The sequence below is a fragment of the Flavobacterium cucumis genome (genome assembly GCF_900148835.1).
Lineage (GTDB): Bacteria > Bacteroidota > Bacteroidia > Flavobacteriales > Flavobacteriaceae > Flavobacterium > Flavobacterium cucumis.
The window spans coordinates 221,267-246,302 of record NZ_FRYK01000003.1; the positions used below are offsets into that span (position 1 = coordinate 221,267).

General features: G+C 34.1%; 20 protein-coding genes and 3 tRNA genes. 9 read left to right on the forward strand and 14 right to left on the reverse strand.

Going from position 1 to position 25,036, the window contains the following annotated elements; all coding sequences use genetic code 11:
• Nucleotides 1-6: 6 nt before the first annotated feature.
• On the reverse strand, nt 7-975 hold the full coding sequence (locus BUE95_RS09880) for an alpha/beta hydrolase family protein (protein WP_073583947.1): 969 nt from the start codon (nt 973-975) through the stop codon (nt 7-9).
• Nucleotides 976-978: 3 nt separating this feature from the next.
• A complete protein-coding gene (tsaD, locus tag BUE95_RS09885; RefSeq protein ID WP_073584202.1) occupies nt 979-2,001 on the reverse strand; it encodes a tRNA (adenosine(37)-N6)-threonylcarbamoyltransferase complex transferase subunit TsaD in 1,023 nt (340 codons plus the stop codon).
• 162 nt (nt 2,002-2,163) lie between these two features.
• Between tsaD and BUE95_RS09890 the strand changes: the two genes are divergently transcribed.
• The 5 genes from BUE95_RS09890 to BUE95_RS09910 all read left to right on the forward strand — a co-directional run bounded on the left by BUE95_RS09890 (nt 2,164) and on the right by BUE95_RS09910 (nt 10,121).
• Nucleotides 2,164-6,603 carry a translocation/assembly module TamB domain-containing protein gene (locus tag BUE95_RS09890; RefSeq protein ID WP_234977647.1) on the forward strand — a complete coding sequence of 1,480 codons (4,440 nt, stop codon included), beginning with the start codon at nt 2,164-2,166 and terminating at the stop codon, nt 6,601-6,603.
• 134 nt (nt 6,604-6,737) lie between these two features.
• Nucleotides 6,738-7,724, forward strand: coding sequence for a 6-phosphofructokinase (gene pfkA / locus BUE95_RS09895; RefSeq protein WP_073583949.1), 987 nt, complete (start codon nt 6,738-6,740; stop codon nt 7,722-7,724).
• Nucleotides 7,725-7,749: 25 nt separating this feature from the next.
• Complete coding sequence (gene gap / locus BUE95_RS09900) at nt 7,750-8,760, forward strand: type I glyceraldehyde-3-phosphate dehydrogenase (RefSeq protein ID WP_073583951.1); 1,011 nt, start codon at nt 7,750-7,752, stop codon at nt 8,758-8,760.
• A gap of 69 nt (nt 8,761-8,829) precedes the next feature.
• Nucleotides 8,830-9,681 carry an N-acetylglucosamine kinase gene (locus BUE95_RS09905; protein ID WP_073583953.1) on the forward strand — a complete coding sequence of 284 codons (852 nt, stop codon included), beginning with the start codon at nt 8,830-8,832 and terminating at the stop codon, nt 9,679-9,681.
• Between the two features lie 68 nt (nt 9,682-9,749).
• Nucleotides 9,750-10,121: a methylglyoxal synthase gene (locus BUE95_RS09910; RefSeq protein WP_073583955.1), complete on the forward strand. Its 372-nt coding sequence runs from the start codon at nt 9,750-9,752 to the stop codon at nt 10,119-10,121.
• Between the two features lie 6 nt (nt 10,122-10,127).
• On the opposite strand, the gene BUE95_RS09915 is transcribed toward BUE95_RS09910, so the two are convergent.
• Both BUE95_RS09915 and BUE95_RS09920 read right to left on the reverse strand, forming a co-directional pair.
• Nucleotides 10,128-10,889 (reverse strand): C40 family peptidase, encoded by a 762-nt coding sequence (locus BUE95_RS09915; protein ID WP_073583957.1) that lies wholly within the window; start codon nt 10,887-10,889, stop codon nt 10,128-10,130.
• 86 nt (nt 10,890-10,975) lie between these two features.
• On the reverse strand, nt 10,976-12,154 hold the full coding sequence (locus tag BUE95_RS09920; protein WP_073583959.1) for an acetyl-CoA C-acyltransferase: 1,179 nt from the start codon (nt 12,152-12,154) through the stop codon (nt 10,976-10,978).
• Nucleotides 12,155-12,422: 268 nt separating this feature from the next.
• Between BUE95_RS09920 and BUE95_RS09925 the strand changes: the two genes are divergently transcribed.
• From BUE95_RS09925 to yaaA, 4 genes are all read left to right on the forward strand, one after another.
• Nucleotides 12,423-12,506, forward strand: a tRNA-Ser gene (locus tag BUE95_RS09925).
• 14 nt (nt 12,507-12,520) lie between these two features.
• Nucleotides 12,521-12,595: transfer RNA gene (locus tag BUE95_RS09930), tRNA-Pro, on the forward strand.
• A gap of 14 nt (nt 12,596-12,609) precedes the next feature.
• Nucleotides 12,610-12,683: transfer RNA gene (locus BUE95_RS09935), tRNA-Arg, on the forward strand.
• 145 nt (nt 12,684-12,828) lie between these two features.
• Nucleotides 12,829-13,587, forward strand: a complete 759-nt coding sequence (yaaA, locus tag BUE95_RS09940) for a peroxide stress protein YaaA (protein ID WP_073583961.1) — start codon at nt 12,829-12,831, stop codon at nt 13,585-13,587.
• A gap of 63 nt (nt 13,588-13,650) precedes the next feature.
• Here yaaA and BUE95_RS09945 read toward each other — a convergent pair whose 3' ends face one another.
• The 10 genes from BUE95_RS09945 to BUE95_RS09990 all read right to left on the reverse strand — a co-directional run bounded on the left by BUE95_RS09945 (nt 13,651) and on the right by BUE95_RS09990 (nt 24,956).
• Entirely contained in the window at nt 13,651-15,171 is a 1,521-nt protein-coding gene (locus BUE95_RS09945; protein WP_073583966.1) for a flotillin family protein, read from the reverse strand.
• Nucleotides 15,172-15,183: 12 nt separating this feature from the next.
• On the reverse strand, nt 15,184-15,741 hold the full coding sequence (locus tag BUE95_RS09950; RefSeq protein ID WP_073583970.1) for an NfeD family protein: 558 nt from the start codon (nt 15,739-15,741) through the stop codon (nt 15,184-15,186).
• Between the two features lie 83 nt (nt 15,742-15,824).
• Nucleotides 15,825-16,586 (reverse strand): tryptophan synthase subunit alpha, encoded by a 762-nt coding sequence (trpA, locus tag BUE95_RS09955; protein ID WP_073583974.1) that lies wholly within the window; start codon nt 16,584-16,586, stop codon nt 15,825-15,827.
• Nucleotides 16,587-16,621: 35 nt separating this feature from the next.
• Nucleotides 16,622-17,815 carry a tryptophan synthase subunit beta gene (gene trpB / locus BUE95_RS09960; protein ID WP_073583977.1) on the reverse strand — a complete coding sequence of 398 codons (1,194 nt, stop codon included), beginning with the start codon at nt 17,813-17,815 and terminating at the stop codon, nt 16,622-16,624.
• Nucleotides 17,805-18,440, reverse strand: a complete 636-nt coding sequence (locus tag BUE95_RS09965) for a phosphoribosylanthranilate isomerase (RefSeq protein WP_073583981.1) — start codon at nt 18,438-18,440, stop codon at nt 17,805-17,807. The genes trpB and BUE95_RS09965 overlap by 11 nt, the downstream gene beginning before the upstream one ends.
• Nucleotides 18,437-19,222 carry an indole-3-glycerol phosphate synthase TrpC gene (gene trpC, locus BUE95_RS09970; protein WP_073583984.1) on the reverse strand — a complete coding sequence of 262 codons (786 nt, stop codon included), beginning with the start codon at nt 19,220-19,222 and terminating at the stop codon, nt 18,437-18,439. Before trpC ends, BUE95_RS09965 begins: the two co-directional genes overlap by 4 nt.
• A 73-nt stretch (nt 19,223-19,295) precedes the next feature.
• Entirely contained in the window at nt 19,296-20,288 is a 993-nt protein-coding gene (gene trpD / locus BUE95_RS09975) for an anthranilate phosphoribosyltransferase (RefSeq protein ID WP_073583987.1), read from the reverse strand.
• Nucleotides 20,289-20,326: 38 nt separating this feature from the next.
• A complete protein-coding gene (locus BUE95_RS09980) occupies nt 20,327-20,890 on the reverse strand; it encodes an anthranilate synthase component II (protein ID WP_073583989.1) in 564 nt (187 codons plus the stop codon).
• A 62-nt stretch (nt 20,891-20,952) separates the two neighbouring features.
• Nucleotides 20,953-22,353, reverse strand: coding sequence for an anthranilate synthase component I family protein (locus BUE95_RS09985; protein WP_073584015.1), 1,401 nt, complete (start codon nt 22,351-22,353; stop codon nt 20,953-20,955).
• A gap of 200 nt (nt 22,354-22,553) precedes the next feature.
• Nucleotides 22,554-24,956 (reverse strand): alpha-ketoacid dehydrogenase subunit alpha/beta, encoded by a 2,403-nt coding sequence (locus BUE95_RS09990; RefSeq protein WP_073584028.1) that lies wholly within the window; start codon nt 24,954-24,956, stop codon nt 22,554-22,556.
• Nucleotides 24,957-25,036: the final 80 nt, after the last annotated feature.

Genomic DNA, 25,036 nt, shown 5'->3' on the forward strand with positions numbered 1-25,036 from the left:
ATTTTTTTAATTTTTATCTAACCAGTTTTTCCAATCTTTTCCAACGTTCTCCCAGTTATAAATTTCATAGTTTGGTTCTCCATTTTCATTAACTGGGAAAAAATTATGTTCTACATCGAAATAGGTTTTGAATTCTAAATTTTTTAAATGTAGTTGAATACTTTCTACTTGTAACAAATCGTTGTAGGGTGCATTCCAATCTTTAGTGCCATAAGTTATTAAAACTGGAATTTTAAGTTTTTTAAGATACTTAGCTGATGGTTGAGAAAAATCATAAGTAGCTTTGTAAGTATCACCACCATTGTAATCCAAATTGTCTTTATTTGCTACAACAACTTTCCAATATTTTATTGCATCATAATCTTTGAATTTGAATATTTGTTCTTGTAAAATGTTTAAAATCCTCCCATATGGATTACCACCAGAATAAATAAGATGTGTAACTTTTTTATTTTTAGTTGCTAATTTGGCAGCAATTGTACTTCCTTCAGAATGACCTGCTAGCACTAGTTTATTTTTTGAAACCCATTTTTCTTTAAATAGTTTTTTAATGAGAAAATCATTTCTTTCAACATAATAATCTAAATAATGGTTATCTGAATATGTTTTAGGAACACTATCGTTTCCAACTAAATACTGATAATTTTTTTTTAAATCTTTTACATCTGAAACTACTGGAACTCCGGGTTTTCCAACTACAACTACATGAAATTCATCTAAAAAATCGTTTACATCAAATGGAAAAGTTCCATACAAACCAGTTTCATCATACTTTAATAATGGTTGAGGCATACTACCTTGACACCAAAAAAACAGAGGTTTTTGAATATTTTCTTCTCCTTTTTTTGATTGAATTAGCAAATCAATAGTTAGTTTTTTATACCCATAGGTTAAATGCTTATAACCAAAATCTTCCGGTTTTTTTTGACCAAAAGTTGTTAGGGAAATTAAGAGTAGAAAAAATATTTTTTTCATGCTTTAAAATTCAATTCGTGCTTTTGAAGTCACATCCGCCAGACTAAAGTTTTCTTCTAAATAGTTATAATACCCTACAATTCCAATCATTGCCGCGTTATCGGTTGTGTATTCGAATTTTGGAATGTAGGATTTCCAACCGTATTTTTTTTCTGCTTCTTTTAATGTAGTTCGAATTCCTGAATTTGCCGAAACACCTCCACCAATTGCAATTTGAGTGATACTCGTTTCAGCAACAGCTAATTTCAATTTATCCATCAAAATATTGATGATAGTATATTGTATTGAAGCACAAATATCCGCTTTGTTTTCTTCAATAAAATTGGGATTAAGCGCTACATTTTTTTGGATGAAGTATAAAATTTGGGTTTTTAAACCACTGAAACTAAAGTTTAAACCATCCACTTTTGGTTTGGTGAACGGAAACGCTTTGGGATTTCCTTCTTGTGCAAATTTATCAATCAATGGTCCGCCAGGATAGGGAAGTCCTAAAATTTTAGCCGATTTATCGAAAGCCTCTCCCACGGCATCATCTGTAGTTTCTCCAATAATTTCTAAATCAAAGAAGCTATTTACTTTTACTATTTGGGTATGTCCGCCTGATATCGTTAAGGCTAAAAAAGGAAAAGTAGGTTTGTCATAGCCTTCTTCCTTAATAAAATGAGCTAAAATATGCGCCTTCATATGATTCACCGCTACCAACGGAATATCCAAAGCCATACTCATCGATTTTGCAAAAGATCCTCCCACTAGAAGCGAACCCATTAAACCGGGACCCTGTGTAAAAGCGATACAATTCAAGTCGTTTTTGGTGATACCCGCTTTCTTAATTGCCACATCTACAACAGGAACAATGTTTTGTTGGTGTGCTCTCGAAGCTAATTCTGGAACGACACCACCATATTCTTCATGAATGGCCTGTCGGGCCACAATATTTGACAAAACAACATCGTTACAAAGTACGGCAGCAGAGGTATCGTCACACGAACTTTCGATAGCTAAAGTATATATTTTTCTTTCTGACATTTTAGGCATGAAATTTGAATTGAAGATATTGTAATTATCCTACAAAATTCCTTATTTTTGTTGGGTTATACTCTAAATCAATTAATTTGTAGCAAATTTAAAACAAAAGAACGTATCAAAAAATTTAAAAAAATACTATTTCGTTCTCTAATCGCAATTTTATTGCTGTTTTTACTATTGGGTTTTCTTTTGTCTTTACCTTTTGTGCAAACGGCTCTAGGAAAATATGCTACAGACAGTCTTAATAAGTCATTTGGGACAAATATTACCATAGGTAAAGTTGCTGTTACCCCTTTTTTAAGTGTGAAATTAGGTGATGTTTTGGTTTTAGATCATCATCAAGATACCTTGTTTTACATTAAGAAATTAAATACCTCTATCTTAAGTTTGAAAAAAATGTATGACCCAGGTCATCCATATTTGAAAAATGTGGTATTACATGGATTGGATGTTCGCATTGTAAACTATAAAAATGAAGATTATACCAACTTAGATAAATTCATTGAAGCATTTGATGACGGTTCGCCATCATCAGGTAAGTTTAGAATGAAAGCGAATTCGATGCTGGTTTTTAAGAGTCGCTTTCAATACACGGATTACAATTTAAAAACTCCAAAAATGCTCGATTTTAAAGAGCTTAACGGTAATATTAAAGATTTTTTCATTAAAGGGGCGAATGTTACTACTTTTATTAACAGACTTTCTTTTATAGATCACAGAGGATTATTTGTAGAAAATATTACAACCGATTTTACCTATACCAAACAAAATATTTTATTGGCAGGATTAACTATGAAAACTGCTGAATCCGAAATGGTTGGAAGAGTTGAGTTGAAATATAAAAGAAAAGATTTTTCCGATTTTAATAATAAAGTTGTTTTTGATGTTCAATTTGATAAAGCTTCAATAGCATCTAACGATTTGAATTATTTTTATAATGAATTTGGAAAAGACAATGTTTTTTATGTTGATACCCATTTAAAGGGAACTTTAAACAACTTTACAACACACAACTTAAAGTTGGTTGATAAAAATCAATCTGAAATCATTGGAAGTATCAATTTTCAGAATTTATTTGGTAAAAAAGGGCAATCCTTCTACATGAAAGGTAACTTTGATAGATTAACGTCTAGTTATCCAAGATTAATCGCAATTTTACCAAGAATTTTGGGTAAAAGTTTACCATCTACTTTGGACAAACTGGGTACGGTAACTATTATTGGTGATGTGGCATTAACACAAAAAAAGATTAATGCTAATGTTTATTTAATTTCTAAATTAGGCGAATTAGAGAGCAATTTGGCTATGCAAAATATTGATTTTATCGATAATGCACTCTATCAAGGTACGATTGCTCTAAATGATTTTGATTTGGGTACTTTATTAGGTATACAAGATATTGGTAAAGCAACCGTAAATTTTGAAGTTGACGGAAGAGGTTTTACCCAAAAATTATTAAACACTGCCGTAAAAGGCGAAATTCAGAAGTTTTATTTTAATGGTTATAACTATCAAAATATTACTGTGGATGGTAGTATGAAAATGCCTTATTACAAAGGATATTTTAACAGTAATGATCCAAATCTAAGAATGGATTTTGATGGTGTTATCGATTTAAACAAAGCAGCTAACAACTATGATTTCAAAGCTCAAGTAGATTATGTAGATTTACACGAACTTAATTTTGTTACAAGTGATTCTATTTCAATCTTTAAAGGTGATATTACTCTGAAAGCCAAAGGAAAATCATTTGATGATTTAAAGGGGGAATTGTTTATTCAAGATGTGTCGTATCAAAATGGTAGAGATGCTTATTATTTTGATGATTTTAAAATTACTTCGACATTTGATAGTGAAGATGTTCGAACGATTAAAGTGGTTTCACCCGATATCATCAATGGTGAAATTATTGGTAATTTTAAAGTAAAAGAGGTTAAAAAAATTGTTGAGAATGCAGTAGGAAGTTTGTATGCTAATTATTCCCCTAATAAACTACAGAAAGGGCAGTTTTTAGATTTTAATTTTACCATTTACGATAAAATTGTTGAAGTTTTTGTGCCCGATGTTTCAATATCAGAAAACACACAAGTTAAAGGAAAAATCAATGCAGACGAAGGGCGATTTGAGTTTGATTTTAACTCGCCTAACATCGTAGCATATGATAACATTATCCAAAAAATAAAGATTGATATTGATAATAAAAATCCAATTTACAACGCTTATATCACCATTGATTCTATAAAAAATAGCAACTATAAGATTGCAGATTTTAACCTTATTAATGTTACTTTAAACGATACGTTGTTTGTTCGTTCAGAGTTTAAAGGAGGAAACAAGAGTCAAGACAGTTATGATTTGAATTTATATCATACGATTAATGCTGATAAACAGTCTATCGTAGGATTTAAAAAATCTGAAATAAAATTTAAAGATTATTTGTGGTTCATCAATGAATTAGAAACCAATGATAATAAGATTGTCTTTGATAAGAATTTTAAGAATTTTGATTTTCAAAAAATTAGCTTATCACACAACAATCAAAAGATGGCGTTTTTCGGAAAACTCAAGGATTCTACGTATAAAGATTTAGAACTGAATTTTGTTGATGTTGATTTGGAAAAAATTACACCATCATTAGAAAATTTATCTTTTCAAGGGAAATTGGATGGTTTTGTGAAATTCAAACAGAATGGTGCAGTTTACGATCCTTCTTCAAGTGTAGCAATAGAGGCGTTAAAAATTAATTCTTTTTTATTAGGTGATTTGGATTTTCAAATAAAAGGAAACGAGAGTTTTAATCAATTTAAAGTCAATTCTAATTTAAAACAAGAGGGGGAAGACCGTTTTTTCTTAAATGGAAATATTAATTTTAACAAACTCCAGTCTAGCTTAGATTTAGAAGCAGGTTTAGATGAATTTAATTTAGCCCCTTTTGGTCCTTTGTTAGGCTCAATCGTTTCAAATGTTAGAGGAAACGCAACAGGAAGAGTAAATATTGCAGGTTCGCTCTCTAGCCCAGAAATTGATGGTAGGCTATATTTAAATGATTCTGGACTGCTTGTCCCTTATTTAAATGTAGATTATGCTTTTGAAAAAAATGCCATTTTAGACCTAACAGAGCACCAATTCAGTTTGAGGAAAATCCAAGTAACCGATACTAAATACAAAACAAAAGGAGTGTTGGATGGAACTATCAGACATAATAAGCTGAGTGAATGGCAACTCGATTTGAATTTGAATTCCGAAAATATTTTAGCACTTGATACCAAAGATGCTGAAGGAGCTTATTATTACGGTACGGCTTTTATGAAAGGTAGGGCTAGTATTACTGGAGAAATCAATGCAATTAATATTAAGGTTGCTGGAGAATCAGAACCTGGTACTTCCATAAAAATTCCTGTTAACGACAGTGAGGATATAGGGGATAATTCTTTTATTCGATTCATTAAAAAAGAAGATTATCAAAAAGTAACAGAAAATGATATTGCTAATGTTAATAAGTACCAAGGAATTGAATTGGATTTTAATTTTGATATCGACACTGATGCCGAAATTGAAATTATTTTAGATCGATCTTCTGGTCACGCAATGAGAGGAAGAGGGTATGGTTCCATGCAAATGAATATCAATACGCTTGGAAAATTTGAAATGTTTGGTGACTTCCAGATTCAAGAAGGGGAATATAATTTCAAATATGGAGGCTTAATCGACAAAAAGTTTATTGTTGAAAAAGGAGGAACTATTCGATGGGAAGGAGAGCCAATGGATGCTATTTTGGATTTAGAAGCGGTTTATAAAACGACGGCGAATCCTTCTGTTTTACTTGAAAGTGCCTCTATTAATAGAAAGGTAGATACCAATGTTTCAATTTTATTGAATGGGAATTTGAGTAATCCACAGCCCGATTTTAATATTAATTTCCCAAATGTAAGTTCGGTGCTAAAGAGTGAAATAGAGTACAAGCTTCAAGATAAAGATACCCGACAAACCCAAGCTTTTGCTTTGTTGTCAACAGGTTCTTTTGTTACTGCAGAAACTGCAGGAAATGCAGCTTATGGACCTCTTTTTGAGCGTGCCAACTCTATTATAAATGATCTTTTTGCAGATGAAGACAGCAAACTTCAATTCGGATTCGATTATTCTCAAGGGAATCGTTTGAATGAGGTTTCGGATCGCGTAGGGGTTACAATTAATACGCGAATCAACGATAGAATTACTATTAACGGAAAAGTTGGAGTTCCTGTCGGAGGTGTGACCGAGTCAGTTGTAGTAGGTAATTTGGAAGTATTAATTCGATTAAATGAAGACGGTACTCTTAATGCAAAAGTGTTTAACAGGGAAAATGATGTCAATTATATTTTGGAAAGCATTGGATATACGCAAGGGCTAGGAGTGTCCTATAATGTTGAATTCGATGATTTTAAAGAAATGTTCCGAAAAATATTTACAAAGAAAAAAGCCACATCTGAATCTAACAATACTAATGACCAAATTCCAGATTCAGAACCCAACTTAGAATTTTCTGATTTCATAAACGAAAGAAAGAAAATCAAATCAGAAGGAACAAAAGAAGAACCTCTAAAAGTTCCTGAAATCGATTAATTCTTCAATTTTTAATAATAAAAATAAAAAGTTATTAACGAAAACGTTTGAATTTGCAACTAAAATTAAATAGTTGGCAAAAAGCTTATTTTTTTCAATTTTCGTTTGTTAACTTTACATAAATAATCAATTAAATGACTTCAAAAATTAAAAAAATTGGTGTTTTAACATCAGGTGGTGATTCACCTGGAATGAATGCTGCCATTCGTGCAGTAGTTAGAGCTTGCGCTTATTACAATGTAGAATGTGTTGGTATTTACAGAGGGTATCAAGGAATGATTGAGGGGGACTTTAAAGATATGGGACCGCGTGATGTGAAAAATATCATCAATAAAGGGGGAACTATTTTAAAATCAGCGCGTTCGGCAGATTTTCGAACAAAAGAAGGACGAAAGTTAGCTTATGATAATTTGACTGCCGCAGGAATTGACTCTTTTGTAGTAATTGGTGGAGATGGTAGTTTCACTGGAGCAGAAATTTTTAATGAGGAATATAAGTTTCCAGTGATTGGAATACCAGGTACAATTGATAATGATATTTATGGTACAAGTCACACGTTAGGATACGATACCGCATTAAACACAGTTATTGATGCTATTGATAAAATAAGAGATACAGCAAATTCGCACAACAGATTATTTTTTGTTGAAGTAATGGGTAGAGATGCTGGACATATAGCATTAAACGCCGGAATTGGGGCAGGAGCAGAGGAAATTTTAATTCCCGAAGAAGATTTTGGTTTAGAGCGTTTAGTAGAATCATTAAAAAGAAGTAAGGACTCGGGAAAAACTTCAAGTATCGTCGTAGTTTCTGAAGGGGATAAAATTGGTAAAAATGTTTTTGAGTTGAAAGACTATATCGAAGAGAATATGCCAGAATATGACGTTCGTGTTTCGGTTTTGGGACATATGCAACGAGGAGGTTCCCCATCTTGTTTCGATAGAGTTCTAGCCTCAAGATTAGGGGTGAAAGCGGTAGAAACTTTATTGGAAGGAAAATCAAATTTTATGGTTGGTCTAAATCAAGATAAAGTAACCTTAACACCTTTAGAACAAGCTATTAAAGGACAAAGTGAAATCGATATGGAATTGGTTAAAGTATCTGATATCGTATCATCATAATAAAATGTAAATTAAAGATAATAAAATGTCAAAAGTAAAATTAGGAATTAACGGATTCGGAAGAATCGGGAGAATTGTTTTCAGAGAAACGTTCAATAGAGATAATGTAGAAGTTGTTGCTATAAATGATTTATTAGATGTTGAACATTTAGCTTATTTATTAAAATATGATTCGGTTCATGGTCGTTTTAATGGTAAAGTAGAAGTGAAAGACGGCAAATTGTTTGTTAACGATAAATGGATTCGAGTTACTGCTCAGAAAGATCCAAAACTTATTGGATGGGATGATAAAGCGGTAGCTGTTGATGTAGTTGCTGAGTGTACCGGAATTTTCACAACTTTAGAAACGGCTCAGGCTCATATTGATGGTGGAGCTAAAAAGGTGGTTATTTCTGCTCCTTCTGCCGATGCTCCTATGTTTGTAATGGGGGTAAATCACAACGAAGTAAAAGCTACGGATACCATTGTGTCTAATGCTTCTTGTACAACCAACTGTTTGGCGCCATTAGCAAAAGTAATTCATGATAATTTTGGAATAGTAGAAGGGTTAATGACTACAGTTCATGCTACTACAGCTACGCAATTAACGGCAGATGGACCATCGCGAAAAGATTGGAGAGGGGGACGCGCAGCTAGTGTAAATATTATTCCATCTTCAACTGGAGCAGCTAAAGCTGTTGGAAAAGTGATTCCAGCTTTAAACGGAAAATTGACAGGAATGTCGTTTCGTGTGCCAACCGTAGATGTATCAGTTGTAGATTTAACAGTTAAATTAGCTAAAGAGACATCTTACGAAGAAATTATGTCTGTCTTGAAAAAGGCATCTGAAAATGAAATGAAAGGAATTTTAGGTTTTACAGAAGACGATGTTGTTTCTCAAGATTTCGTAGGAGACGCAAGAACTTCTGTAGTTGATGCAAAAGCAGGGATTGGATTAAATTCAACTTTTTTCAAATTGGTATCTTGGTATGATAACGAATACGGATATTCAAGTAAATTAATTGATTTATCAGTTCATGTAGCTGGTTTAAAATAAAAAGCAAAGAGCAAAGAATTATAAATAAATAGGGTTATTTTCTTTGCTCTTTTTTTATACGCTAAAAATATGAAATTATTAGTTGACAGTGGATCTACCAAAGCCGATTGGATTGCTATTGATGATAACGGAAAAGTACTATTCACAACACAAACTTTAGGTCTAAATCCAGAAGTTTTAGATAGAGAAGAAATTATAGCTCGCTTAGATGATAAATTTGATATTTCTCACAACAAGCACAAAGCAACCCATTTGTTCTTTTATGGCGCTGGTTGTGGAACGGACAGAATGAAAACGTTTCTCTCTGATGTTTTTCAATATTATTTTAAAAACGCTACAGTTGTAGTTCATGAAGATACTTATGCTGCTGTTTATGCTACTACACCTAAGGATAGTGAAGCGATTGTTTGTATTTTAGGTACCGGTTCAAATTGCAGTTATTTTGATGGAAAAGTGTTGCATCAAAAAGTACAATCATTAGGGTATATTGCAATGGATGATTGCTCAGGAAATCGTTTTGGGCGCCATTTATTAAGAGGGTATTATTTTAATAAAATGCCTAAAGAGTTGGCAGTAGAGTTTGAAGAAGAGTATAATGTAGATGCCGATTATATCAAACACAATTTGTACAAAGAGCCTAATCCAAATGCGTATTTAGCTACTTTTGCAAAGTTTCTAATTAAGCATAAAGATACCGAATTTTGTCAAAAGTTCATCCGTAAAGAAATGGAGAGTTTTGTAGAAAATTATATAGAACAATTTGACAATTGTAAGGAAGTTCCTGTTCATTTTGTTGGTTCAATAGCTTTTTATTTAAAAGATGAACTAACCGAAATCCTATCGAAGCGCAAGATCCAAATTGGAAATGTATTGCGTAGACCTATTGATGGATTAATTGCTTATCATATCATGAATAAATAATTCTAAATCCCATAACAAAAAAATGTTTTGGGATTTTTTATTTTATATTTGTTTAGAAATTTAGTACAATGGAAATCGCAATAATAGCCCATGATGGTAAAAAAGCCGACATGGTTCAGTTTTTAAATAAAAATAAAAACCTTCTTTTAAAAGAAAACATCAAAATCATTGCAACTGGTACCACTGGAAGTAGAGCCGAAAAAGCGGGATTTAAAGTAAAGAAGATGCTTTCTGGACCTCTAGGGGGAGATGCTCAAATTGCTGCTCGTGTGGCAGAAGGAAAAACAAAAATGGTGTTGTTTTTTAAAGATCCGAATTCCAGTCATGCTCATGAAGCCGATATCAATATGTTAATCAGAATTTGTGATGTACACAATGTACCTTTGGCAACCAATGAAGCTACAGCCCAACTATTATTATTAAGTTTAGAGGAGAGGTAAATAGTATTAGATGATTTTTTTGATTACCCTAAGTTTATGGGTATGTCTGTTTACTTCAGCATTGTAGATCCCTAGATGATCTAAACGATCTATACGAACTTTTCCAGAGGCATGTATGATATAATTATTTTCCATCATAATGCCTACGTGTATGATGTTTCCTTCTTCATTATCAAAAAAAGCCAAGTCACCAGGTTCGCTCTCTTCAATAAAACTTAAAGCTTCTCCTTGACTCGCTTGTTGCGATGCGTCTCTTAAAAGCGAGTAACCGTTTAATTTATAAACCATTTGCGTAAAACCAGAACAATCAATTCCAAAAGGCGTTTTCCCACCCCATAAATAAGGGCTATTCAAATACATGAATGCCGTTTTAACCAATTCTGATTTTGGCTTTTGACCACAAATTTTAATACCTTCAAAACTATATTTATTGGTATTGATTTCTTCATTATCTAAAAAGGATAATGAAGCGCCTAATGTGATAGAAGTTAATTGATTATTTGGAGTAGTAATGTATTCCACTAAATCTGCATTTAGTACTATTGGAATGTCATTTAAGATACCATATTGTTCTTCTGAAATGGTTTGATATTGTTTCGCGTCTATCCATCCAATATAATTGTCAAATGCCAATTCCACCTGAATCCATTTGGCGGTCATTTCTAAAATTTTGAAGTGCTCACCAAACAACAATTGCGTCACTTGTTCGCTTTTATCACTGGCTTCTGCTCTAACGGGTACTATGGCTAAATTACAAATTCCAAACATGTTGGGTCAGAATAAAAATGGTGAATTAAGAATTTAATTACAAATGTAGTTAAAAATCAAAATTCACCATTCATAAAAGTTATAAATTATGCTCTTTCAATTACAATAGCAGATGCACCTCCACCACCATTACAGATAGCAGCTGCACCAATCTTAGCATTATTTTGGTTTAATACACTTATTAAAGTAACGATAATTCTCGCTCCAGAACATCCTAGAGGATGACCTAAAGAAACGGCTCCACCGTTAACATTAATTTTGCTATTATCTAGTCCTAAAATTTTTGCATTCGCTAATCCTACAACCGAAAAGGCTTCGTTAAATTCGAAGAAATCGACATCCGAGATTGCGATTCCCGCTTTGTCTAATGCTTTTGGTAATGCTTTTGCTGGTGCTGTAGTAAACCATTTTGGTTCTTGCGCCGCATCCGCATAAGATTTAATATAAGCTAAAGGTTTTAATCCTAGCGATTGTGCTTTCTCTTCACTCATAAGTACTAAAGCTGCAGCACCATCATTAATAGTTGAGGCATTGGCAGCAGTTACCGTTCCGTCTTTAGTAAATACAGGGGCTAATGAAGGAATTTTGTCTAATTTTACATTAGTAAATTCTTCGTCTTTAGTAACAATAATAGCATCTCCTCTTCTTTGAGGTACTTCGACAGAAACAATTTCCGTATCGAATTTACCCGCTTCCCAAGCAGCTGCTGAACGCTCATAGGATTGAATGGCGAAGTTATCTTGCTCTTCTCTTGAGATATTGTGTTCTGACGCACATAAGTCCGCACAAACCCCCATAGCGTTGTTGTCATAAGCATCAGTAAGTCCGTCTTTCTGCATTCCATCCACTAAAGAGGTTGGTCCAAATTTTACGCCATTTCTTAAGTGAACATAATGAGGAATCAAACTCATGTTTTCCATACCCCCGGCAACTACGATTTCAGCATCACCTGCCATGATAGCTTGCGCACCTTGCATTACAGCTTTCATCCCGCTTGCGCAAACTTTATTCACAGTAGTACAAGCTACACTTTCTGATAAACCAGCATATAAAGCAGCTTGTCTAGCAGGCGCTTGTCCGTTTCCAGCTTGAACAACATTACCCATTAATACTTCGTCAACTAATGCAGGGTCTAAATTGATTTTATTTAAAGCGCCTTTAATGGCAGCAGCACCTAATTTTGTAGCAGGTACACTAGATAAAGCTCCCATGAAACTTCCTATTGGAGTTCTAACGGCAGAAACAATAACTACTTTTTTATTCATGATAAATAGGTTTTTTATTTGAATTGCGAATTTACTATTTTTATTCGAATTGCGGTAAGCTTTTTGTTGATATTCTAGCTTGCAGTCCTTTATTATTTTGATATTACTAATTTTATATTGATTTTAGTAAAATGCTATCGTGTTGATTGTAAGCGTTTTTTTATAGAATTGAAAAATATATTTAAAAAAACTGTTGAAATTGTTGTATAATTAAGAATGAAAGTATACATTTGCAACCGCAAAAAAGATAAGTTCTTACAAGAAAATAGGAGAGGTGCCGGAGTGGTAACGGAGCAGATTGCTAATCTGTCGACGGGTAACCGTCGCCAGGGTTCGAGTCCCTGTCTCTCCGCTTTTTTGATTTTGCGGGGTGTAGCGTAGCCCGGTTATCGCGCCTGCTTTGGGAGCAGGAGGCCGCAGGTTCGAATCCTGCCACCCCGACGATAATAATTTTAGGTTGCGTAGCTCAGCTGGATAGAGCAACTCACTTCTAATGAGTAGGTCCCAGGTTCGAATCCTGGCGCGATCACAAAAAGCCTTGCATTTGCAAGGCTTTTTTGTTTTCCAGAATTTCTATTTTAAGAAAATCTTATCCTGCCATAGTTATTTCTTATTAATAGGATAAACCAAAAGTTGAATATTTTCGTATTTTTGAAAAACAGAAAAAATAAATCATGAAAATTGTTATATCGCCAGCAAAATCGCTAAACTACGAGAGCCCTTTACCAATTTCTAACTATACCGAACCCGATTTTTTATCAAAATCCGAAACCATTCAAAAAACTTTAAAAAAACAAAAGCCTAAGCAATTGATGGCGCTTATGGATATTTCTGAAAAGTTAGCCGAATTAAATTGGCAACGCAATCAAGAATGGAGTATTCCTTTTTCTCCTGAAAATGCTCGCCCAGCGGTGTATGCTTTTGATGGGGATGTTTATACAGGATTAGATGTGTATTCGTTACCAGCAGAAAAAGTAGCTGTTTTACAAGAAAAATTGCGCATCCTTTCGGGTTTGTACGGACTTCTAAAACCTTTAGATTTAATGCAACCCTATCGCTTAGAAATGGGAACTTCTATTGCTATTGGAACCAAGAAAAATCTATACGAATTCTGGAAGAAAACCATAACGGATACTTTAAACAAAGAACTTTCTAAAGAGGAATTATTTCTAAATTTAGCTAGCAACGAATATTTTAGTGCGGTTGACACTAAAGCATTAAAAGTTCCAGTCATTACTCCAGAATTCAAAGATTACAAAGACGGAAAATTGAAAATGATTAGTTTCTTCGCCAAAAAAGCAAGAGGTTTAATGGTGCGCTACATAATCGATACGAATGCTGAAACCATTGAAGATTTGAAAGGTTTTAACTATGAAGGTTATGCTTTTGATGCCAATTTAAGTAAAGGGAATACTTTGGTTTTTACAAGATAAATGAGGTATAAAAAAATCCCAAATTCATTACAAATTTGGGATTTAATATTATAAGTTCTAAAATTATTTTACTTCTTCAGTTGGAATAACTTCCGTAGAACTTGAAGCATCTTTTGGCATATCTTCACCCTTTAAATACGTGGGTAAATTTAACCCAGCCATATTAAATAAATCGTTTAATGGCGGAACGGTTTTCATCATTCCAGAAACGAAATTCGCAGTCGAACCATTGCCATCGGTATTATTTCCAGAATCCCAAACCGTGATTTTATCAATCTTGATGTTTTTAACGGCTTCCACTTGAGTTTTAACCAATTCTGGTAATTTTTCAATTAATAACAATTGGAAGGCTTTTGTTGGATCACCACCAGCAGCACTTACGACTTCTCGGTAACCTTCTGCTTGTTTCGTTAAGATTTCATACAAACCTTTTGCTTCAGCTTCCATTTTTGCAAAAATCGCATCGGCTTCTCCTTTTGCTTGTACTCTAATTCTCTCCGCTTCAGCTTGTGCATCAATAACGGCTTTTTGTTTCGCAATTTCTGCCGGAATTACAATATTCGCATTTTGTGTGGAACGTTCTCTTTCAGCACGAGCCGCTTCTGCTTTTTGTTCGGCAACATACGATTCTTCTAATGCTTTTGCTTGTTGTACTTTCTCAGATGCTAAAGCAATGCGTAAGGCCTCTGCTTCTTTTTCACGTCTAGCAGCTTCCGATTGTGCAATGGCAATTTTTGCCTCATTTTCTCCTTGAATTGCAATTGCATTTGCTTCTGAAGTAGCAACACGTGTATCTCTTTGTGCTTCTGCTTTTCCGATACTTTCATCTTTGAAGGCAGCCGCAATACTTACTTCTCTATCTTTATTGGTAATCGCAATTTTAACGTCACGATCTCTATGTGTTTCCGCAATTTGAACGTCTTTTTCACGATCCGCCATTGCTTTACCAGTTTCCCCAATTTTCTCTTGCTCAGCAACCGAAATTTTCGCTTCGTTAATCGCTTTTGCAGCTGCTTCTTTTCCTAAAGCCTCGATATAACCTGACTCGTCTTTGATATCGGTAACGTTAACGTTGATTAACTTTAAACCAATTTTCTTTAGTTCCGAATCTACGTTTTTCGAAATGTTATCTAAGAATTTATCTCTATCCGAGTTGATTTCTTCAATTGTCATGGTTGCGATAACCAAGCGCAATTGTCCAAATAATATATCTTTTGCCAATTCCTGAATTTGCTCTGGTGCTAAACCTAATAAACGCTCAGCAGCTGTATTCATACTATCTGTTTCTGTTGAAATTGCGATAGTAAATCGACACGGAACATCTACACGAATATTTTGACGAGAAAGCGCATTAGTTAAATTCGCTTCAATTGAAATTGGTTTTAAATCTAAAAATGAATAATCCTGAATTACTGGCCAAATAAAAGCTCCGCCACCGTGAACACACTTAGCTGATGTGCCACCCGTTTTTCCATAAATAACTAAAATTTTGTCTGAAGGACATCTTTTGTAACGCGAAATTAAGGTCACGAAAGTAACGAATAGCACAAAAGCGGCTACTACAATAATAATGATTTGTGTCATATAAATAAAGGATTAGATTTTTTCTACAATAACTAAATTGTGCGCTACAGCTACTACTTTTACAGCACTGCCTGACGCCAATTTTTCAGATGAATTGGTGATAGCGTCCAATTCATGAAACGAACCATTCACACTGATTTGAATTTTTCCTTTCCCTGATTTAGCTTCGGGAATGGTTAAATATACTTCAGCTGTTTTATTAATAGTATTTTCAATTTTGAAGCTATTGTCTTCCGAAAGTTTTAAAATTTGTTTGATTAAAAAAAAGAAAACAGCCACAAAAAGAATTCCGACTAAAACCGAAATTCCAATTAGCATTGTTTTGTTTTCAATTGATTGATAAAACGAAATTCCAGTCCAACTAAATCCCAATAAAAAGTTGATTAAGTTGCGAAGGGTAAACAATTCAAATGGCATGTCGCCATCCCCTCCATCAGTATCGGCATCGGTTTCAGAACCGCTCAATCCAATGAAAGTGGAAATGGTTTGTAATAGAAAAAAGATACTCACCGGTAACGCAATGTACCAAAAAGCCTTGAGTAGTGGCTCGTAATGTTCAAGAAAGTTCATAGTTGTCAGTTGGTTTTGTAATTATACGATTACTTTTACAAAAAGTTACAATTTACAAAAAATTACTATGAACTTTCTTAATTTTATTTAATTTTATTGATAAATTTTAAAATGTCTGAAATCGGATTTTCCTTCAAGAAGTTGATAAAAGCACTTCCAATAATCGCTCCTTTTTGATGTTGCGTAGCTTGTTGAAATGATTCTTCGTCTTTAATTCCAAAACCAACAATTTGTGGGTTTTTCAAACTTAAATTGGAAATTCGTTTGAAATACTCCATTTGTTCAGAACCAAAACCAGATTGACTTCCTGTAACGGCAGCCGAACTCACCATGTAAATAAAACTATCTGAAATGGCATCGATTTGTTGAATGCGCTCAACCGAAGTTTGGGGCGAAATCAAAAAGATGTTTTTCAAATGGTATTTTTCGAAAATAGCTTTGTATTCGGTTTCGTAAACATATAAGGGTAAATCAGGAATGATTAAGCCATCAATTCCTACTTCGGCACATTTTTGACAAAATTGCTCTATTCCGAATTGCATCATCGGATTAAAATAACCCATAATTATCAAAGGGATTTGAACCGATTTTCGAATGTCTTTCAATTGCTCGAATAGGAGTGAAGTCGTCATGCCGTTTTCAATGGCAATTGTAGAACTTTCTTGAATAGTTGGACCGTCAGCTAAGGGATCGGAAAAGGGTAAACCAATTTCAATCATGTCCACGCCATTTTTCTCTAATTCTTGAATTATGGTTACCGTGTCGTTTAGTTTTGGAAATCCTGCTGTGAAATAAATCGAAAGCAGTTTTTTATCTTCTTGTAATTTTTGGTTGATTCTGTTCATGTTATTTATTTTGGCTAATCACTTTTCACTTATTACTATTCACTAAACTTAAAATAATCAATATAAGTATTCAAATCTTTATCGCCTCTTCCCGATAAGTTGATGACTACGATATCAGTTGGTAGGAATTGTTTTTTATCTAAAACCGAAAAGGCATGAGCTGTTTCAATTGCTGGAATAATTCCTTCTGTTTTTGATATTTCTAATCCGGATTGCATCGCTTCAGAATCCGTAATGGCAATAAACTCGGCTCTGCTTGTGTCATGTAAATGGGCATGAAGTGGCCCAACTCCCGGATAATCTAATCCAGCAGAAATAGAGTAGGGTTCTGTGATTTGTCCGTCTTCCGTTTGCATTAATAAAGTTTTACTTCCATGAATAATCCCAATTTTTCCTAAAACGGAAGTTGCTGCACTTTCACCAGAATCAACGCCATGTCCAGCTGCTTCCACTGCAATAAGTTTTACCGCTTCTTCCTCTAAAAATTCGTAAAAAGCCCCAGCTGCATTACTACCACCACCCACACATGCAATTACATAATCTGGATTTTCTTTGCCTTCTTGAGCTAAAAGTTGGGTTTTAATTTCTTTAGAAATTACACTTTGAAAACGTGCCACCATATCTGGATATGGATGTGGACCCACTACAGAGCCAATGATGTAAAACGTATCAATCGGGTTGTTAATCCAGTCGCGAATTGCTTCGTTAGTAGCATCTTTCAGTGTTTTCGAACCTGAAGTTGCGGGACGAACTTCTGCGCCCAACATTTTCATGCGCGCTACATTTGGCGCTTGCCTTTTAATATCAACTTCGCCCATATAGACAATGCATTCCAATCCCATTAAAGCACAAACCGTAGCAGTAGCAACTCCGTGTTGGCCAGCACCAGTCTCCGCAATGATTCGGGTTTTGCCTAAACGTTTTGCTACTAAAATTTGTCCGATCGTGTTGTTAATTTTGTGTGCTCCAGTGTGACATAAATCTTCTCGCTTCAAGTAGATTTTAGTGTTGTATTTTTCGGATAAGCGTTTGGCAAAATACAGCGGAGTAGGTCGTCCAACAAATTGTTGCAATAAATCATTGAATTCTTCTTGAAAAGAAGATTCGGCCATAATCTTTAAATAGTTTTCTTTTAATTCTTCTACATTGGGATACAACATTTCAGGAATAAAAGCACCTCCAAATTGGCCGTAAAACCCGTTTTCGTCAACATTATACTTAGTTTTCATATAGCAATTTTTTAAATTTTCTCAGTTTTGTTTCGCTCTTGTAGCCAGGTCTTGTTTCAAATCGACTATTCACATCAATTGAGACACATCTTTTGGCCACATCTGTTTTTAAGAAACTTTTTATAGCATCAATTTCAGTTTTTCCTATTCCACCGCTTAAGAAGAAAGGCTTTTCATAGGTGTAATTTTCTAATATTTTCCAATTGAAAATTATGCCATTTCCCCCTGGTAACTTTCCTTTGGTATCAAAAAGGAAATAATCAACATGGGGTGTGTATCTTTTTAAGGTGCTGAAATCAAAATAGTTATCAACGGAAAAAGCTTTTATTATTTTGATGTTGTATTGTTTTAAAGCTTCACAAAATCCCACACTTTCATTACCGTGAAGTTGAATGATATCAAGCTGATATTGATCTATTTTTAAACCTATTTCCTCAATTGTTGCATCAACAAATACACCAACTTTTTTAATGGTATTGGGAATTTCAGGTAGGGTTTTTATCGTCATATTGCGGCTTGATTTTTCCCAAAAAATGAATCCAATGTATTCAGGATTTAAAGCGATAATATCTTGAATATTATCGGCATACTTCATACCGCAAATCTTTAGTTGCACTTTTATCATACCCTTAATTCTTTTATAAAATTTTGCGCTTCTAAACCTGGATTTTCAGTTTTCATAAAGTGTTCTCCCATTAAAAATCCTTGATATCCATATTGTTGCAATTCTTTTACCGCCTCAACTGAACTAATTCCGCTTTCCGAAACTTTTACAAATTCGTCTGGAATTTTTGATGCAAGTTCTTTACTGTAATCCAAACGCACTTCAAAAGTTTTTAAATTTCGATTGTTTACCCCAATCATATCCAAACTTGGCATGATCGATTTTTCTAATTCTTCTAAATTATGAACTTCTAATAAGACTTCTAATCCTAAACTTTGAGCAAATTCAGATAGTGTTTTAATTTCTTCCCGGGTTAAAACAGCAGCAATTAATAAAATTACATCTGCTCCATGTGCTTTAGCCTCTAAAATTTGATATTCGTCTATTATAAATTCTTTTCGCAATAATGGGATATTGACAGTAGCTTTTGCTAATAATAAATCCTCTAAGCTACCTCCAAAATATTTCGTATCTGTTAATATAGAGATCCCACATACTCCCGCATTTTGGTATCCTAAAACCACATCTTCTACAGTATGACTATTATTTATTACAGCTTTAGATGGAGATCGACGCTTGTGTTCTGCTATAATACCTGAAGCACTGTTTTTTAACAATTTACTCAAAGAATAAGTTCGAGAGTTGAACAAAGCTGCAGCTTCTAATTGTGCGACTGGGATGATGCTTTTCTTTAAGATTACCTCTCTTTTTTTATCGGTAATTATTTTATCTAAAATGTTCATAGTTTATATTTTTTGTGTCTGATGGAGCGGAATCTTGTTTTTTTAGTCCTCGCCTTGGTTTAGCTGTACTACTTTAGTTACTGATTTCTATTAATTTTTTTAGCTTTTCAAATGCTTTTCTGCTGGCTAAACTTTCTTGTGCTTTTGCTAAAGCTTCATCATAATTTGATTTTTCTACGGTTTGAATCGCGATAGCAGCATTAGCACAAACCACATTTTCTTGTGCTTTTGTTCCTTTACCAGAAATAATAGTATAGAAAATTTTTGCGGATTCTTCGATGGTTTTCCCACCCGATATCATTTCTAAGGTGTGTTGTGAAAGCTTGAAATCTGTTGGTTTTAGAATTTTTTCAGACGCATTTGAAATAATTTTTACTTCATCGGTTAATGAGATTTCATCAAAACCACTTAATCCGTGTAAAATAGAGTAGTTGGTAGAGGTGTTCTGATATAAATAGGCGTACATTCTCGCCAATTCTAAACTAAAAACACCTACCATTTGGTTTTTTGGAAATGATGGGTTTACCATAGGACCTAATATATTGAAAAAAGTTTTTACACCCAATTCTTTACGGATAGGTCCCACATTTTTCATAGCTGGATGGAAGAGAGGAGCATGTAAAATTGCAATATTGGTCTCTTCTATGGATTTAGTAAGAAAATCAAAATCATTAGTAAATTTAACGCCCATTTTTTCCATCACATTACTCGAGCCTGAGATAGATGAGACGCCATAATTTCCGTGTTTTGCAACTTTAATTCCAGCGCCAGCAACAATAAATGAAGCTAAAGTAGAAATGTTAAAAGTATCTTTTCCATCACCTCCTGTACCACACAAATCAATAGTGTTGTAAGCTGAAAAATCTACTGGTAGGCATAATTCCAATAATGCCTCACGAAACCCTGCCAACTCTTCAATAGTGATACTTCTCATCATATAAACAGTCATGAAGGATGCGATTTGGCTTTGGTTGTAATTTCCCGAAGAAATGTTAACTAAAACTTCTTTAGCTTCTTCTTTGGTCAAGATTTCGTGATTGATTAATCTATTTAATATATTTTTCATTGGATTGCTTTTATTGACTTATTACTTATTATTTCTTCCTAATTCAAAAGCCAATTCTCTAAAATCTTTTTCCCATGAGGTGTTAATACACTCTCTGGATGATACTGTACGCCTCTAATATTGTAATAGGCATGCTTCATAGACATAATTTGACCGTTATCATCAGTGGAAGTGATGATCAAATCGGTTGGAAGGTTTTGGCTGGAAACTACCCAAGAGTGGTAGCGCCCTACTTCAAACGTATTTGGTAAGTCGTTGAAAATAAAATCATCTTCAGTTTTAGTGACTTTAGTAGCCACACCGTGATATACTTTTTCAAGATTGGTTAATTGTCCTCCAAAAACTTCACCAATAGCTTGTAATCCCAAACAAACGCCGAAAATACTTTTAGTTGAACCATACTTCTTAATAACGTCTTTTAGTAATCCTGCTTCATCAGGTATTCCTGGTCCGGGCGAAAGTAGAATCTTATCAAATTTTTCCAACTCTTGTAATTCAAATTCATCGTTTCTAAAAACGGTTACTGTAGCATTCAAATCTTCCAAATAGTGGACTAAATTGTAGGTAAAACTATCGTAATTATCGATAACTGCTATTTTCATATTTTTTTTCAGTTTTTTGTTTCAAGTTTCAAGTTCTAATTAACCTGAAACTTGAAACCATTTTATATGTTTTCAGCTAAATCTAAGGCTTTTTGCAAAGCGCCTAATTTGTTGTATACTTCTTGCATTTCATTTTCTTCAGAGGAACTTTCTACAATTCCTGCTCCGGCTTGACAATGTAACGTATGATTTTTACTCAAAAACGAGCGAATCATAATAGCGTGATTGAAATTGCCATCAAAATCTAATACTCCTATGGCACCTCCGTAGAAACTTCTGTTGGTTTTTTCAATACTTTCAATCAACTGCATGGCTTTTACTTTTGGGGCACCGGTTAAGGTTCCTGCAGGAAATGTTTTGGCAACTAACTCCATAAACGAATGTTTTTCTTTTAGTCTTCCTGAAACTTTAGAAACCAAATGAATTACGTGAGAAAAAAACTGAACTTCTTTGTATTTTTCCACTTTCACTTCGTTACAACTTCTACTTAAATCATTTCTTGCAAGGTCTACTAACATAACGTGTTCACTGTTTTCTTTAGCATCTTCTCCTAATTTTTTTGCTAATTCTGCATCCTGCTCGTCGTTTCCTGTACGCTTGAATGTTCCCGCAATTGGATGAATTTCGGCATTTTTATTTTTGATAATCAATTGGGCTTCTGGAGAGGATCCGAATATTTTGAAATTTCCATAATCAAAATAGAATAGATAAGGTGAAGGATTTACACTGCGTAAAGCACGGTATACATTGAAGTCATCTCCTTTAAAATCTTGTGAAAATCTTCTGGATAAAACCAATTGAAATACGTCACCACGTAAGCAGTGTTTCTTAGCTAATGAAACATAGTTTTTAAAATCTTCGTCTGTTAAATTAGAAGTTCCACTACCTGATTTTTGAAAAGAAAAAGAAGCAAAGTTCTTCGCTTGAAGGAGTTGTTCAATTTCGGGAATATTATTCAGTCCTTCCAAGCTATGACAAAAAATATAAGCTTCATTTTTAAAATGATTGATTGCAATAATATTTTGATATACCGCATAATAAATCTCAGGAATTTCATTTTCTGTTCCCTTTTTTGCAATAGAAACTTTTTCAAAATGTTGAATCGCATCATAAGCGATGTAGCCAAATAAGCCTTGTGTAATAAACTTGAAATCTGATTTTTCTGTTTGAAATTGGTTTGAAAAAGTTTCAATCTCTCTAGCTACGTTAACGGTAGCGTCGATGGGGATGATTTCTGAAAATCCATCAGGAAAAGTGGTCTCAATTTGATTGTTTTCCACGGTTATAGAGGCAATTGGATGAAAACAGATATAGGAGAAACTATTATCACTTGCATGATAATCAGAACTCTCCAAAAGAATACTGTTTGGATATTTGTCTCGAATTTTCAAGTAAATACTCACCGGCGTAATGGTGTCGGAAAGAATTTGTTTGTAATAGGATTTTAATTGATACTTTTTCATAATTATTTTAGTTGCAAAAAAAAAGGCTTGTCGTGATTGACAAGCCTTTTCTATGTATTGGTTTAAATGATACTATAGCAGGTTTCGCTCACGACGTTTGACGTAAGTTAGACCACCACCAAGTATTGTTTAAAATTGAAATCATTTTTTTAATTGTATGATGCAAATATTGCTAATTAATTTTTAAATAACCAAATTATTTAATATAAACTTGGATATTTTGTTGGGTTTGCTTCATTCATAATCGCGTATACTCTTTCAAAAATGTCTTCTGCAGAAGGTTTTGAGAAGTAATCACCATCGGTTCCATAAGCAGGGCGGTGTGCTTTAGCTGTTAGGGTTTGCGGAGCACTATCTAAATGTTTGTAAGCATTTTGATTTTCCACAATTTCTTGTAAAATATAAGCACTAGCTCCACCAGGAACGTCTTCGTCAATTACTAGTAAACGATTTGTTTTCGCTACCGATTTTACAATGTCGTGATCGATATCGAAAGGTAATAACGATTGGATATCTATAATTTCAGCGCTAATTCCAACAGACTCTAATTCATTTGCTGCTTGTTCTACTAAGCGTAAAGTTGAACCGTAAGAAACCAATGTAATGTCAGTTCCTTCCTTAATCGTTTCAACCACTCCGATTGGTGTTTTGAATTCACCCAAATTCGTTGGCATTTTTTCTTTCAAACGGTAACCGTTCAAACATTCTACAACTAAAGCAGGTTCGTCTGTTTCTAATAGTGTATTATAAAAACCTGCAGCTTTGGTCATGTTTCTTGGAACCAAAACGTGAATTCCTCTGATGGCATTGATAATCATACCCATTGGAGAACCAGAATGCCAAACACCCTCTAAACGGTGTCCTCTAGTTCTAATGATTAACGGTGCTTTTTGACGGCCCGCTGTTCGGTATTGTAATGTAGCTAAATCATCACTCATGATTTGAATAGCATACAACAGATAATCTAAATATTGAATTTCAGCAATTGGACGCAATCCTCTCATTGCCATTCCAATTCCTTGACCTAAAATCGTAGCTTCACGAATTCCAACATCTGCAACGCGCAACTCTCCGTATTTTTCTTGCATGCCTTCCAAACCTTGATTAACATCACCAATGTTTCCAGAGTCTTCACCAAAAATTAACGTTTCAGGATATTTAGAGAAAATGGCATCAAAATTATCTCTTAAAATTAACCGCGCATCTACTTCTTCAGCAGCCACATCGTAAGTTGGCGATACATCTTTCACGTGTTTAATTGCCATACTTGATTGTGAAAACAAGTTAGCGCTAAACTTAGGTTGAATTTTATCCGTATAATTGGCTATCCAGCTAGCTAAGGTAGCACGAGAATTTTCTTTAATAATCATGCGTAACACTTTACGAGCAGCTACTAAAATATCTTTACGTATCGGTTCTTTAATTGCGGCAACGTCATTAGCTATCTTCTCGATAAATACTTTGTTTTCACTTTGTGAAGCGATAGTATTTAATAAGCCAACTAATTCCTGTTGTTCTGCTTTGATAGGAGCCGTAAAATTGGTCCAAGCTGTTTTTTTACCTTCTAAAACTTCTTTTTTAATTTGATTGTCGATTTCGTCTAATTCTTCTAAAGTAGCGATATTGTTTTCAATCAACCATGTTTTCATTTTAGCTAAACAATCAAATTCGGCTTCCCAAGCCAAACGTTCTGCATTTTTGTAGCGTTCGTGACTTCCAGAAGTAGAATGACCTTGTGGTTGTGTTAATTCTTGGACATGAACTAATACGGGTACGTGTTCTTCACGTGCAATTTTCGATGCTTTTTGATATGTTTCTACTAAAGCAGGATAATCCCAACCTTTTACGCGTAAGATTTCATAGCCGTTATTTTCTTCATCACGTTGGAAACCTTTTAAGATTTCCGAAATGTTTTCTTTTGTAGTTTGATGACGCGCATGGACTGAAATTCCGTATTCATCATCCCAAACACTCATGACCATTGGAACTTGTAAAACACCAGCAGCATTAATAGTTTCAAAGAATAAACCTTCAGAAGTGGAAGCATTTCCAATAGTCCCCCAAGCGACTTCATTTCCGTTTTCAGAAAAGTTCGTTTGGTTGATACCGGAAACATTTCGATATATTTTTGAAGCTTGAGCCAATCCTAACAATCGCGGCATTTGTCCAGCGGTAGGAGAAATGTCTGAACTCGAGTTCTTTTGTTGGGTTAAGTTTTTCCAATTACCGTTTTCATCTAAGGAATGGGTTGCAAAGTGACCGCCCATTTGACGACCAGCACTCATTGGATCAAAATTAATATCGGTGTGACCATATAATCCAGCAAAGAATTGCTCGATATTCATTGCGCCTATTGCCATCATAAAGGTTTGGTCGCGGTAATATCCAGAACGAAAATCTCCGTTTTGAAACGCTTTTGCTAATGCTAATTGCGGCACTTCTTTACCATCTCCAAAGATTCCGAATTTTGCTTTACCTGTTAGTACTTCTTTTCGTCCAAGAAGACTACATTCTCTACTGATTCGAGCTATTTTATAATCGTTAATCACTTCTTGTTTGAAATCTTCAAAAGAAACTATTTCCGATGTTGATTCTGTTTTCATAAGCTTTTTTGCAAAATTGTGTATGCAACAAATTTAATTAAAACGAATTATAAAACAATAGTTAGTAGTATATTTTTTTA